The sequence below is a fragment of the Pantoea sp. WEP genome (assembly GCF_041678305.1).
GTDB lineage: Bacteria > Pseudomonadota > Gammaproteobacteria > Enterobacterales > Enterobacteriaceae > Pantoea > Pantoea dispersa.
In genome coordinates this window covers 311,603-325,264 of record NZ_JBGNXB010000002.1, presented here as the reverse complement: position 1 = coordinate 325,264, position 13,662 = coordinate 311,603, and the positions used below count along the sequence as shown (strand labels likewise).

Here is a 13,662-nt window from a genome sequence, read left to right as displayed (position 1 = left end):
AATGCGATGAATAGCGTCGATTTGAATTTACTCCCTGCGCTGGACGCGCTGCTCAGTGAAGGCAGCGTAGTGGGCGCTGCGCGTCGCCTGGGGCTGAGCGAGTCAGCAATGAGCCGCACGCTGGGGCGACTGCGTGCCGCCACCGGCGATGCGCTACTGGTGCGCGCCGGGCGCGTGATGGTGCTGACGCCACACGCCGAAGCGCTGCGCAACCAGGTGCATGCCACTTTGCGGGACACGCAGGCGCTGCTGAGTCCACCCGCGCAACGCTTTGCTGCCGCCGAGCTGCAGCGCCACTTCACGCTGCGTACCAACGAAGGTTTTGTCGAAGCGTTTGGCAGCGCGCTGATCGCCGCAGTCCGCGCACAGGCGCCCGGCGTGCAGCTGCGCTTCATGCCGAAAGCAGAGAAAAATGATCGACCGCTGCGCAGTGGCGACGTCGATCTGGAGATTGGTGTTCTGGGCAATATGGGACCGGAGATTCGGCTGCAGGCGCTGTTTCGCGATCGCTTCGTCGGCGTGGTGCGCGCCGGGCATCCGTTACTCGCGGACGTGACGTTGGCGCAGCTGGCCGCATATGGTCACATCGTGGCGTCAAGGCGTGGTGAGCTGGGCGGGCCGGTGCATGAGGCGCTGCTCGCCGCCGGTTTTTGCCGCCAGGTGGCCGCCGTGGTACCCGCTTTTTCTACTGCCGTCGCGTTCACGCTGCACAGCGACTGGCTGGCGCTGGTGCCGCATACGCTGTGCCTGCACCATCCGTTAATCAAAGATAATCCGGCGTTTGCGATGTTTGAATTGCCGTTTGCCACACCAGAGGTGACGGTGTCACAGCTATGGCATCCGCGACTGGAGCAGGATGCCGCGCACCGCTGGTTGCGTGACACGGTGCGGCAGGTATGCCGCGCTTAGATCAGCCGCCGCGCACCGATCCGCGCCATACCACATCAGCCTGATACAGTAGCGTGTCGTGCTGCTGCTCACTCTGCGGCGTAAAACCACTTTCCGCCTGCTCGGTCTGCGTCAGCCAGGCGATGGCGTCGCGGGCAAAGCGCTCCACCGGCTGGGCGAAGGTGGTGAGATTGTAAGAGGACCAGCCAGCCTGCGCGATATTGTCGTAGCCAATCAGGCACAAATCCTCCGGTACGCGCAGCTGGAAACGGTGGCGCGCTTCATCCATGAAACCGCAGGCCATCAGGTCGGTGACGCAGAACACTGCGTCCGGGCGCTGATGACGCGTCAGCAGGCGATGCGCCAGAATCTGACCGCTCTCATACGAGGTGGTGCCGAACCGCTCCACGCTGACCGTCAGTCCGGCGCGCTCTGCCACAGCGATAAACGCCGCTTCACGTTTGATCAGGCTCGGCGTACCGGCCAGCGAATTGGCGAACGCCAGCTGACGACAGCCGGCGCGCTGAAACGCCATCACCGCCGTTTCGGCCGCCGCCTGCGCGTCGAGGTTGATGCTGAGCGAGCCCGGCAGCGCTTCGTCGCGGTTGATCAGGATGATGCGCTGACCGTGCTGATAGCACTGGCGGGTGATGGTGCGATCCGGCATGCCGGAAAGGATGATGGAGGCGTCGGCGCGAAAATTGATCGCCTGCAGCAGCGCGGCGGAGACGCTGTTGTCGGAACGATCGGTATTAATCAGCATCGCCACTTTGCCTGCTTCCTGTAAAAACTGTGTCAGCCAGCGCACCAGCGTGGCGCGGTAAGGCGTGGCGATTTCAGAGACGATCAGGCAGACGATGCCGCTGCGGTTGCGCACCAGCCCGCGCGCCAGGTGGTTAACGTGATAGCCCAGCTCCTGCGCCGCTTTCATCACCCGGGCACGCGTGGCTGCAGAAACGCTGGCACCGGGCGTAAAGGCGCGCGACACCGCCGAGCGCGACACGCCCGCCCGATCCGCCACATCCTGTGCGCTCACCCCGGCTTTGTCATTCTGCATCTTCAACTCCTCACAATTACGGCTGAAAAGCAGTCTGCCGTAAATTGCAAAGCTGTGCAATTTGTCTGCGATCACATTTGTTGCATTTTTGTGACACAGCCTGTCAATTGCAGATTGCGCTATTTGACAGGCTATTTTCTGTTCATTACTAATTTGCACACACGTGCAAATAAAAACCTCTGTTAAGCACGGAACCCTGCCAACCAAGGAGAACATCATGCGCTACACCTCACTGGCCATTGCGCTGTCCCTCAGTTGCACCGCGCTGCCGTTTGCTGCGACGGCCGCTGGCAATCTCAATATGGTCTGCTCGGCGGACGTGGTGGTGTGCGAACATATGACGCGCATTTTCAGCCAGGCACATCCGGATATTAAAGTCAGCATGGTGCGCCTGTCAGCGGGTGAAGCCTATGCCCGCCTGCGCAGCGAAGCGCGTAACCCGCGCACCGACATCTGGTGGGCTGGCACCGGCGATCCGCATATGCAGGCGGCGGAAGAGGGGCTGACGCAGCCGTATAAATCGCCGCTGCTCGACCAGCAGCAGGACTGGGCGCAGAAGCAGGCGGAAAACTCAGGTTACCGTACGGTGGGAATTTATGCCGGTGCGCTCGGCTGGGGCTACAACACCAAATTGCTGGCGGATAAAAAGCTCAAAGCGCCAGCCTGCTGGGCTGACTTGCTCGATCCGGCCTTCAAAGGCGAAATTCAGATTGCCAATCCGAACTCGTCCGGCACCGCCTATAACACCCTGGCGACGCTGGTGCAGATCATGGGCGAGGACAAAGCGTTTGATTACCTGAAAAAGCTCAACGCCAACATTTCCCAGTACACCAAATCCGGCTCGGCACCGGTGAAGGCAGCGGCGCGCGGCGAAACCACCGTTGGCATCGTATTTATGCACGACGCGGTGGCGATGGAAGTCGACGGGTTTCCGATCAAAACCGTCGCGCCCTGTGAAGGCACTGGCTATGAGATTGGCTCAATGTCGATCGTCAAAGGGGCACGCAATCTGACCAATGCCAAAGTGTGGTACGACTGGGCGCTTAGCGCCGAAGCGCAGTCGCACATGAAAGAGGCCAAATCCTTCCAGCTGCCGTCAAACCGCAGTGCAGAGATTTCCGAATACGCGCCGCGCTTCGAGAACATCAAACTGATCGATTATGACTTCAAAACCTACGGCGATTCCGCCAAACGTAAAGCGCTGCTAAGCCGCTGGGATAAAGAGATCGGCGCCAGCGCGCAGTAATGCCACATCGCCGGACGCTGCCGCTGACGGCGGCATACCGATTCCGACAGCGCTAAGGATGGCGCGATGATCCCGCATTGAGGTAACACATGAACGCAAATAATCGCCGTCTGACAGGCGCGCTGCTGCTGGGCGCCGTCGCGCTGTTGCTGCTGCCGTGGTACAGCCTGGAAGCAGGCTTTTTCGATAGCGGCTGGCTGCTTAACCTGTGGCGTGATGAAGCCAGCGCGCCGGCGCTGTGGCAGATCGGCAGCCATCCATGGCTGGCGCTCGCCGTGGCGCTGCTGGCGCTGTGCGCCGCCTGCGGTTTACTGCCCGGCAGCGCGCGCAGCCGGTTGCTGCTGCTGTTCAGCGCGCTGGGCGTGATCTTCCTGATTGTGGAAGGGCACGCGATTGGCTACAGCGGCTGGAGCTGGCTGTGGCTGGAAAATCGCTTCGGCGCGCTGCCGCAGGGACAGCCAGCGATGGGCGCTGGCGCGCTTCTGCTGCTGACCGTGTTTTTGCTGCTGTTCTCGTTTGCGCTGGCCGAACGCGGCGTGCTGAAAGGCGATGCCTTTGTGGTGGCGTCGCTGGTGCTGCTGACTGCGCTGGTCAGCATCTTCGTACTCTATCCGGTGCTCAGCATGTTTGTGGTGTCGGTGCAGGACGTTGACGGCAGTTTCAAACCGGACGGTTTGATCAGCAATTTACAGGATCCGTCGATCTGGAGCCTTGCCTGTCTGAAAGGCGGCACCTGCGGCACCGCCTGGCGCACGCTGTGGCTGGCGCTGATGACTGCCAGCGGTTCGACGCTGCTGGGTCTGGCCTTTGCCCTGGCGGCAACGCGCACGCCGCTGCCCTGCAAAAAAGCGCTGCGCATGCTGACTATTCTGCCAATCATCACGCCACCGTTCGTGATTGGTCTGGCGCTGATTTTGCTGTTCGGTCGCTCGGGCGTAGTGACGGAGCATCTGGCGGAGCTGTTTGGCATCGAGCCCGGCCGCTGGCTGTATGGCCTGACCGGTATCTGGATTGCTCAGGTGCTGTCGTTCACGCCGATTGCCTTTCTGGTGCTGATTGGCGTAGTGGAAGGCGTCAGTCCGTCGCTGGAAGAGGCGTCGCAAACGCTGCGCGCTAACCGCTGGCGCACCTTCAGCCGCGTTTCGCTGCCACTGATGGCGCCGGGTCTGGCTAATGCCTTTTTAATCAGCTTCATCGAAAGCATGGCCGATTTTGGTAATCCGATGGTGCTGGGCGGCAGTCACGGCGTGCTCTCTACCGAAATTTTCTTCTCGGTGGTAGGCGCGCAAAACGATCCGAGTCGCGCCGCGGTGCTGGCGATGATTCTGCTGTGCTTCACGCTGGCCGCCTTTGTGCTGCAGCGGCTGTGGCTGGGTGGCAAAAACTTCGCCACGGTGACCGGCAAGGGCGACGGCGGCAAACATGGTCAGCTGCCGCGTCTGCTGCGCTACGGCGTATACGGCATGGTGATTCCATGGGGTCTGTTTACCCTGGTGATCTACGGCATGATTGTGGTGGGCGGCTTTGTGCAGTCGTGGGGCCTGAACGATGCGCTGACCATCGAACACTACGTGCGCGCTTTCCGCGTCAGCGTCAGTGACGGTCATCTGCTGTGGAGCGGCGTGGCGTGGAACTCGTTCTGGACCACGCTGGAAATTGCCCTGATTGCCGCACCGCTCACCGCCGTGGTGGGCCTGCTGACCGCCTGGCTCATCGTGCGGCAGAAATTTGCCGGTCGTCAGACGTTTGAGTTCCTGCTGATGCTGAGCTTTGCCATTCCCGGCACGGTGATCGGCGTCAGTTACGTGATGGCCTATAACCTGCCGCCGCTGGAGATTACCGGCACCGCAATGATCCTGATTGCCTGCTTTGTGTTCCGCAATATGCCAGTCGGCGTGCGCGGCGGTATCGCAGCGATGAGCCAGCTGGATAAAAGCCTTGATGAAGCGTCACTGACGCTGGGTGCCAGCAGTTTCCGCACGCTGCGCAAAGTGGTGCTGCCACTGCTGAAACCGGCGATCAGCGCGGCGCTGGTGTATGCCTTTGTCCGCGCCATTACTTCGATCAGCGCGGTGATCTTCCTTGTCAGCGCCCAGTACAACATGGCGACGTCCTACATCGTCGGGCTGGTAGAGAATGGCGAATACGGCGTCGCCATTGCTTATTCGACAGTACTGATTGTGGTGATGCTGCTGATCATTGGCGTGTTCCAGTGGCTGGTGGGCGAACGTCGCCTGCGCCGTGTGGCGCGCCCGGTGGACGTCGCCGCGCCACCTGCTTCCCCTTCGTTAACTCAGGAGAGTGCCGTATGACCGCGATTACTGCTGGTTCCGTGGTGTTTGAACACGTCGAAAAACGCTTTGCCGGTTTTACCGCGCTGCCGGATTTATCGCTGACGGTGGAGCCGGGTACGCTGGTGACGCTACTGGGGCCTTCCGGCTGCGGCAAAACCACCACACTGCGCCTGCTGGCCGGCCTGGAGCATCCGACCTCGGGGCGCATTTTGATTGGTGGTAAAGACGTGACGCATCTGCCAGCCAACGAGCGCGACGTGGCGATGGTGTTTCAATCCTACGCGCTGTTTCCGCATATGAGTGCGCTCGACAACATTATGTACGGCCTGCAATCGTCCGGCATGAGCAAAAAGGAAGCGCAGGATCGTGCGCGCGAAGGGCTAAAGCTGGTGGGGCTCGAGAGTCAGGGGCAGCGGTTGCCGTCCGAACTTTCCGGTGGGCAGCAGCAGCGCATTGCGGTGGCGCGCGCGCTGGTGCTCGAGCCGCAGGTACTGCTGCTGGATGAGCCGCTCTCCAATCTCGACGAGCGCCTGCGCCGCCGGGTGCGCACCGATATTCGTGATTTGCAGCAGCGGCTGGGCTTCACGGCGGTGTATGTCACGCACGACCAGGAAGAGGCGCTGGCGGTGTCGGATAAAATTATTGTCATGAAAGAGGGCGATATTGCTCAGCAGGGCGCGCCGGAAAGCCTGTATCACGCGCCCAATTCGGTGTTCATCGCTGACTTTATGGGCGAAGCCAATATTCTGCCGTGCGAAGTCGAACAGGTAGAAGGCAGCGAAGCGCTGGTGCGACTCGGCAGGCAGCGCTATCGCGTGCGCGGTAACGGCGTTGCGACCGGATCCGCGCAGCTGTCGGTCAGACCGCAGTTCATTACCCTGCACAGCGGTGCTGAAGGCGCACTGCGCGGTGAGGTGACGCATGCCACCTGGCTGGGTGATCACATCGAATACGAGGTCAACACGGAACTGGGCTCGCTGTTTATCGTCGATGCGCAGATGGAGCAGCAGCTGCCGCTGGCCGCCCGGGTGGCGATTGATTTTAAACCTCAGGGTCTGGCCCTGATTGCCGGTTAATTTAAGGATAACGCATGAGTGATACGAAAAATGACGCGCTGCAATCGCGTCTGCTGCTGGCCGAACGCGTCGCGCGGGCGGGCGGGGAGAAGGCGCTGGCCTACTTCAATCAGCGTGACACGCTGGTGGTCGAAACCAAGCACGACCTGCAGGATGTGGTATCACGCGCTGACCGCGAGGTGGAACAGATGATCGACCAGCAGATTCGCGCCAGCTTCCCGGACGACGGTTTTCTTGGCGAGGAGTACGGCCTGCAGCCTGGCACGTCAGGCTATACCTGGGTGGTCGACCCGATTGACGGTACCAGCCCGTTCCTCAACGGTATGCCAAACTGGTGTGTTTCCGTTGCGGTGCTGCATGACGGCGTGCCGGTGATTGGCGTGATCTTTGCGCCGACCTATCAGGAGTGCTACGTCGCCGCGCTCGGCCAGGGCGCAACGCTGAATGGCCGCCGTTTGCAGGTGGATCCGTCACGTACGCTGCAAAATCACGTGACCGGCTTTGGCGCTAATAGCTATGTCAGCCCGGAAGAGGTGGGCCGCCTGCTGGCGTCACTGCTGGCAGCGGGTGGCAACTTTATCCGTATCGGATCTGGTGCGCTGATGCTGGCGTGGGTGGCAGCCGGACGCGTGGTGGGCTATTTCGAACCCTACATGCACGCGTGGGATTGCCTGGCCGGTTACTGTCTGGTGAAAGAGGCCGGCGGCTGGTATCACCCGTTTAACACCGAGGGCGATCGGCTGTTGAAAGGCGCGCAGGTGCTGGCGGTGGCGCCGGGTGCACAGGCGGAGCTGAGGCGGATTGCCGGCGTTTAAGTGGTGTATTTCACGGCCGCGCGACGTTTTCCGGGTCGCCATCCATGGCGACCTTACAACGCTTGCGCTGTCGTTACTGGATAATCGCTGATTTTTAACGATTACGTGGTGACTTAAACCGCCACGAACTCGCGGTATCCCGACCAAATCACATACACCGCGAAATAACAGAAAATCAGCGCTGAGGCGAGATACGAATACTTCAGCAGGCGCTCGCCTAACAGCTTTCCGCCCATGCTGCCGATCAGGCAGATCACACAGGTCCACACCACCCCGGCGAGGAAAAATCCGCTGAGAAACCATGAGGTTGCAGCGGCATCGCTGTGGCCGATGCGGGCTATCAGCGCGCCGCCCACGCTGGCGAACCACAGAATCGCCGTCGGTGACGACATCGCCAGCACGATGCCGCGCCGAAATTCGCGCAGCAGTGAACGATAAGGCTGGGTTTCAGCCGTGGGAATGTCGATTTTTTTGGCCAGCGCGGCGTAAAGCATTTTAGCGGCAAACCACAGCAGCAAGATGCCGCCGCCAATCCATAGCAACCAGCGCACCGGCGTAAACTGCAGTACCACCGCCATGCCAGCCATCGCCAGTAAGGCGTAAATTAAATCACCCACGCAGGTGCCCATGCCCAGCCAGAAACCGTGCAGATAACCGCGCTGCATCGCCAGCGTCAGCATGGCGATGTTGGCGAGTCCGATATCCAGACACAGCGATAAACTCAATAAAAAACCATTAGAAAACGGCAGCATAACGTCGTGACCATCCCTGAGTTCGGTAAAGGAAAGATTAAAGCATGCGTGCCGGGGCTTTTTACACTGCTTCCTGCCATCCATAACCAAACGCTATGACCTATTAGCAAAGGCACAATTAAATAAACCGATTTGTGAAGCCGATCGGCCTGCGCAGCTTTGCGCGCAGCGAATGCCACTATAGTCGTTAACGAGACGTTAACAACGTCCGTTTCAATACAAAAAAATCAACCTGGTTTGGGCGCAGGCCCGTGAAAATTCCGATTATGGTGGAAAGACAATGAGTGGATACCCAAAACCGGCAACTGGCGGTTTAGCAACTAACTTAACCGTGGCAATATCACTGGCTCTATTGACGCTGGCGGGGAGTGCTATGGCGCAGAACACGGAACATCATCAAACAGCATTAGTCGGCACCTGGACCAGTATTCCGGATGCCCCTGCGGTACAAAAGCCGGATCGACCCAGTGAAGGTTTGTATCGCATGCAGGTCAACAGCGACGGGACGCTCAAGCCGCTGGAGGTGATCAGGATGAAAAGCCCGTCGTGGATCGTTAAATCACGCGACGGGCGGTTTGCTTATACCACCAATGAAGAGAATGCCGGTGCCGTTACCGCGCTGGCGATCGATAAACAGGGCGCAGTGCGGGTGCTGAATCAGGTCGACAGCCACGGCGAGCAGCCGACGCACGCCACTCTTAGCCCGGACGGCAAATTCCTGTTTGTCGCCAACTATTCGGTGGCGAAAGGCGGAGCAGGGGTAACGGTGTTCCCGATTGCGTCGGACGGCAAGCTGGGCGAACAGGTCCAGCATTTCGCGTTCAGCGAGGGGAGCGGTGTGGTAAAAGATCGGCAGGATGGCGGCCATGCGCACTCCACCACCTTTACCCATGATGGCCGCTATCTGTATGCGGCCGATCTCGGTGACGACAAACTGCACGCCTATCGCTACCACGCGGATCGGCGAGAGCCGCTGCAGGCGGATACCAGCCGTGATGTGAGCTTTGCGCCAGGTGCGGGTCCGCGCCACATGGTGTTCTCCGCCGACGGTAAACACGCTTATGTGATTACTGAAATGGCGGGCGAAATCGTGGTGTTCCGCGTCACTGATGACCGGCTGGAACGGCAGGCAGAGGTGGCGCTGAATACGCAAAACAGCAGCGCCGCCTACAAAAGCGGCGGCGGCATCATTCTCAGCCCGCAGGGTAAATTCCTGATTGCCGCTAACCGCGGATCTGACAATCATCTGCTGGTGTTTAAGATTGCCGCCGATGGCAGCCTGACAGATGCACAGCGCTATGCCGCCGACGGTATTGAGCCGCGCGCGCTGGCGTTTGATAACAGCGGTAAACACCTCTATGTCACCAACGTGTTTACCAACACCATTACGCTGTTTGATTTTGATGCGCACAGCGGCAAGCTGAGCGCGCGCGGTGTGGCGGCGAAGCTGGCAACGCCAACCGACATCAAATTCTTTAACTAACTGCCCTTTCACTCATCAGGTGCGCGTGACGGCGCACCGTCTTCCGCCATAGCCGACAGCGCGCTTTCCAGCGAAGCCGGAAACATCTGGCCGTGACTGAGCCCGGGAAACAGCTGGAAGCGAGCCGCCAGGCCTTTTTCATGCATGCCGTCGAGAGTGGTGCGAATCCGGCTTAGCACATCGCTGACGCCAGAACGGGATTCGCCGTTGCCTTCCATCAGCACCAGCTGCTTCTGCTTAAACGATGCGGGCGTCACCGCCGCCATTTGCTGCAACAGCGTTGCGTCGCCGCGCAGGGAAGGACTGGCGGCAAAATAGCGCTGGAAAAATCCGGAGGTCAAGTAGCTGTCCAGCACAAACAGCCCGCCGTAAGAGTGGCCCCACAGCGCACGCTGCTGCGCATTGATCGGCAGATGCTGTTCGGCACGCGGCGCGATAGTCTGTTCCAGCAGCTGGCGGAATGCGGCACTGCCGCCGGCTGGCCGGCCGCGACGATCCTGCACCTGCTGCGGCGGGGTGTAATCCAGCGTGCGCGCAGCGAGATCGAACGGCAGCGGGGTCTGATAGCCTACCGCCACCAGCACCGGCGGGTTGCCTGCTGCCAGCTTCTGCAACAGTGCTTCGCTGAGATGGTTCATCACCGCGTTGCCATCCAGCATATACAGCGCCGCGTAACCTGTGGCCGGTGCCGGTTTACGTGGCACCGCCGTCCACACCTTGTAGTGGCGCTGGCCGTCAGCGGAATCAAACGTGTTAACAGTGAAGCGATACCAGGCAGAGCCTTTGTCGGCAATATTGGGTCCGAGCGGCGTCATATCAGGCCGGGCGAAACCGACAGCCGGACTGAGCAGCAGGCTCAGCAGGGTGAACAGCGGAATGATAAAGCGATAAATCATGGCGCTTCCTTACTAGCTGGCGAGTCAATTACTTCCGTGTCACAGCGAAAGCGCCAGACAGATTAGTGATAATGATTATTAATTTCAACAACCATTTTGCACCGTCATGCGCCGCGCGGAAGTGTAAAGATTTCGTCAGGATCGCCGATAACGTAGCGGTATAATACCAGCGAGGATAGTCAGGATGATTAACGGTATCGGACCGGGTAGTTTCTCACCGCTCCATCTCAGCAGCGCCAGCGCACGCGTGAACAGCAGCACGGCAAGCAATGCGACCCGGCAAAATAGTCTGACGGCAGACGCCTCAGCGAAAGTCACCTTTAGCGAAGCCACCGACGCCATCTCTGCGGTGTACCAGATGACGCCGGCGCGCGTCACCGCCAGCACGCCTCTTTCGCCTGATATGCAGACGCAGGCGATGGGTGCGCTGCGCAGCTCGGGCGTTAGCATGAATGGCATTGGCAGCGCGCTGCTGAGCGCACTGACGCAGCAGCGTGACGATGTCACCATCAGCGTACCGGCCAGCGGCGGCGCGCAAACTGACACGCAGAGCGCGGTGGCGCTGGAGATTACCACTCAGTCCGGCGTGAGCCTGACTCTGCAGATGACGCGGCAGCAGGATGGCGTAGCGGTGGCACTGAAAACCACTCACGGTAAGCTGAGCGATGACGAAGCTGCGGCAATTGCCAAACTTTCTGGCGCGCTGGATAAAACCCTGAGCGGGCTGGATAACGGCAACGGTAAACTGGATGTCGGTGACCTGCTCAGTTTTGACAGTAACCAGCTGGCCAGCGTTGATCTGAAAACCGACCTGCGTCGCAGCGGCGAAGTGATGCAGTCGCTGAATCTGCATGCCGGCCCGGGTTCACGCTGGCTGGGTTTCCATAATGCCGACGCCAGTTTCAAACTGACGACGGACATGCGTAGCCTGGCGCAGGCCAGCAACGCCGGTCAGCAGCAGAGCGCCCTGGCGCAGTGGAGCACGAAATTTGATCAGGCCGCTTCGCGCGGTCACGGCGATCGCGCGGCGCTGGCACTGTTCAAGCAGGGTTTCGAGAGCTTAAACAGCACCAGCGCGGCGGCCGGCGTGGCGATGCGCACCCCGCAGGCGATCACCGTAGGCGCGCATGCGGCGCAGGCCGGTGCCATCAGCGGCCTGGCAGATTTCTCGGCCAGCTATCACCAGACGGCGCGCTCCAGCAATCCGCTGAAGCCGGAAGAAGAAGATACTTTCGCTCTGGATGTGGCGCAGCGCAGCAGCCAGCAGAAGAACGGCGATACGCAGCGCATGACGCAGGAAACCCTGTTTAAGCTGAACGCCAGTTTTCATACCGCGCTAAGCGCCAGTTCGCCGCTGGCGCTCAATGAAACCAAAGAGTCACAAAACTATCACTACCACCAGATTCACGATGAAACGCGCAGCACCACTGAGATGACGCAGGATGCGCAGGGTAACCTCACCGCCCGTTTCGCCCGGCAGCTGACGCAGCAGGAAACGGTGAAGACTTATCAGCTGGCGAAGCTGATCGACAGTACCAGCACACCGCACAGTGAGAAGAGTGAATCGACGCGCCACTATTCTCCGGCGATGTATCTGGCGCAGGCGTAATACCAGGATGGCGTAATGCCCACTTTATTGCGCCAGCCCATGGCGCAATAAAGCAATAATGTCATTTATCACTATCGATAGCGGAATTAATACTTAAGATAATTCACCCGTATCACTCAGCGTAATAACCCTGCATCTCCGCGCCCGCTAACGCCTTCTTATCCCTGAAAAATTCTTTATTCTCTTTCTGCATGCCGTTTGCCGGATATAGCATAACCGCGCTCTTTACCGCTGTTATTCCCGCTGATTATCATCGCGCTCAATCTGTTATTAAATTACGGCTCTCTGCCCCGGCAGAATGAGCCTGTGAATCACAGCAAAATAAAAAGTGAATCCAGCGATGACGCAAATCAGGGCTCAACAACTTCAGCGCGCGGCGGTGATCACGTCTGACGCGGCGGCAATCGACGCCGCCCGCCACCTGGCGGAACAGGCGAAAGCCGGGACAGCCGAACGCGACCAACAGCGTATCTATCCGCGTGAACTGCTCGATCAGTTCACCCAGCTGGGGCTGGGCAGTATCAGCGTACCGCGCCAGTTTGGCGGCGGCGGTTTGTCGTTTGGTACCGTGGCGGAGGTGTTCCGCCTGATCTCCGCCAGCGATCCGTCGCTTGGCCAGATTCCGCAAAACCACTTCGGGCTGATCCAGTTCATCCTGGGGGAAGGCAGCGCGCAACAGCAGCAGCGCCTGCTCAGCGCGGTGGTACAGGGCCAGCGGCTGGGCAACGGCGGTCCGGAAAAGAACAGCAAACACACGCGTGATGTGCAGGCGCAGCTGGTGTCAGGCCCGGAGGGGTTACGGCTCAGCGGTGAAAAGTTCTATTCCACCGGTGCACTGTTTGCCGACATTCTGGTGACCACCGCGCAGCAGGAGGGCCAGCCGGTGATGGCGTTCATTCCGCTGCCGGCGGCAGGGGTGGAGATTATCGATGACTGGTCGGGTATCGGTCAGCGCACCACCGCCAGCGGCACGGTGAAGCTCCAGCAGGTGGCGGTCGATGCCGGTTTGACCATCGTGCTACCGTCGCCCGATAAGCCAACGCTACGCGGTGCCGTATCGCAGCTGATCCAGGCCGCGATTGACGCCGGGATCGCCCAGGGCGCGCTGGATGAGGCGCTGGCGTTTATTCACAGCAGCTCGCGTCCGTGGGTGGACGCGGGCGTGAGCCGCAACGCAGACGACCCTTACATTCTCGCCGATGTCGGGCGTATCGGCACCGAACTGAGCGCCGCCAACGCGCTGCTGGTGCGGGCGGCGCGCGTACTCGACAGCATTGACCCGCACGCGCTTACCGCTGCGCACTGCGCGCGCGCCTCCATCGCGGTTGCAGAAGCCAAAGTGCTGACCACTGAAATTGCGCTGAAAGCCAGCGAAAAGCTGCTGGAGTGGAGCGGCAGCCGCGGCACATTGCTGAAGCATGGGCTGGATCGCCACTGGCGCAACGCGCGCACCCATACGCTGCACGATCCGGTGCGCTGGAAAACGCACGCCATCGGCAACTATTACCTCAATGATGTTCTGCCCGCGCGTCATGCGTGGATTTAA

At 60.1% G+C, this 13,662-nt stretch carries 11 protein-coding genes; 8 read left to right on the top strand and 3 right to left on the bottom strand.

Annotated elements, in window-relative coordinates; genetic code table 11:
• Positions 1 to 6: 6 nt before the first annotated feature.
• Entirely contained in the window at positions 7 to 909 is a 903-nt protein-coding gene (locus ABVR31_RS20605; protein WP_372774351.1) for a LysR family transcriptional regulator, read from the top strand.
• A 1-nt stretch (position 910) separates the two neighbouring features.
• Here the strand turns inward: ABVR31_RS20605 and ABVR31_RS20600 are convergent, their stop codons facing one another.
• Positions 911 to 1,945, bottom strand: coding sequence for a LacI family DNA-binding transcriptional regulator (locus ABVR31_RS20600; protein ID WP_058759034.1), 1,035 nt, complete (start codon positions 1,943 to 1,945; stop codon positions 911 to 913).
• Positions 1,946 to 2,162: 217 nt separating this feature from the next.
• Between ABVR31_RS20600 and ABVR31_RS20595 the strand changes: the two genes are divergently transcribed.
• The 4 genes from ABVR31_RS20595 (at position 2,163) to ABVR31_RS20580 (ending at position 7,376) form a co-directional block, all read left to right on the top strand.
• On the top strand, positions 2,163 to 3,191 hold the full coding sequence (locus ABVR31_RS20595; protein ID WP_372774349.1) for an ABC transporter substrate-binding protein: 1,029 nt from the start codon (positions 2,163 to 2,165) through the stop codon (positions 3,189 to 3,191).
• An 89-nt stretch (positions 3,192 to 3,280) separates the two neighbouring features.
• The gene (locus ABVR31_RS20590; RefSeq protein WP_372774347.1) at positions 3,281 to 5,503 is read left to right on the top strand and encodes an ABC transporter permease; all 2,223 of its coding nucleotides are present in this window, start codon (positions 3,281 to 3,283) and stop codon (positions 5,501 to 5,503) included.
• Positions 5,500 to 6,561: an ABC transporter ATP-binding protein gene (locus tag ABVR31_RS20585; protein ID WP_021508950.1), complete on the top strand. Its 1,062-nt coding sequence runs from the start codon at positions 5,500 to 5,502 to the stop codon at positions 6,559 to 6,561. The genes ABVR31_RS20590 and ABVR31_RS20585 overlap by 4 nt, the downstream gene beginning before the upstream one ends.
• Before the next feature lie 14 nt (positions 6,562 to 6,575).
• Entirely contained in the window at positions 6,576 to 7,376 is an 801-nt protein-coding gene (locus ABVR31_RS20580; protein ID WP_021508951.1) for an inositol monophosphatase, read from the top strand.
• 113 nt (positions 7,377 to 7,489) lie between these two features.
• Here the strand turns inward: ABVR31_RS20580 and ABVR31_RS20575 are convergent, their stop codons facing one another.
• Entirely contained in the window at positions 7,490 to 8,128 is a 639-nt protein-coding gene (locus ABVR31_RS20575; protein WP_141495877.1) for a LysE family translocator, read from the bottom strand.
• A 373-nt stretch (positions 8,129 to 8,501) separates the two neighbouring features.
• Here ABVR31_RS20575 and ABVR31_RS20570 point away from each other — a divergent pair, with 373 nt between their 5' ends.
• The gene (locus tag ABVR31_RS20570; RefSeq protein ID WP_141495878.1) at positions 8,502 to 9,611 is read left to right on the top strand and encodes a lactonase family protein; all 1,110 of its coding nucleotides are present in this window, start codon (positions 8,502 to 8,504) and stop codon (positions 9,609 to 9,611) included.
• Between the two features lie 8 nt (positions 9,612 to 9,619).
• Here the strand turns inward: ABVR31_RS20570 and ABVR31_RS20565 are convergent, their stop codons facing one another.
• Complete coding sequence (locus ABVR31_RS20565) at positions 9,620 to 10,507, bottom strand: alpha/beta hydrolase (protein WP_372774344.1); 888 nt, start codon at positions 10,505 to 10,507, stop codon at positions 9,620 to 9,622.
• Between the two features lie 184 nt (positions 10,508 to 10,691).
• On the opposite strand from ABVR31_RS20565, the gene ABVR31_RS20560 reads away from it, so the two are divergent.
• Together ABVR31_RS20560 and ABVR31_RS20555 are read left to right on the top strand one after the other, a co-directional pair.
• Positions 10,692 to 12,116 (top strand): hypothetical protein, encoded by a 1,425-nt coding sequence (locus ABVR31_RS20560; RefSeq protein WP_372774342.1) that lies wholly within the window; start codon positions 10,692 to 10,694, stop codon positions 12,114 to 12,116.
• A 340-nt stretch (positions 12,117 to 12,456) separates the two neighbouring features.
• Positions 12,457 to 13,662, top strand: coding sequence for an SfnB family sulfur acquisition oxidoreductase (locus ABVR31_RS20555; RefSeq protein ID WP_372774340.1), 1,206 nt, complete (start codon positions 12,457 to 12,459; stop codon positions 13,660 to 13,662).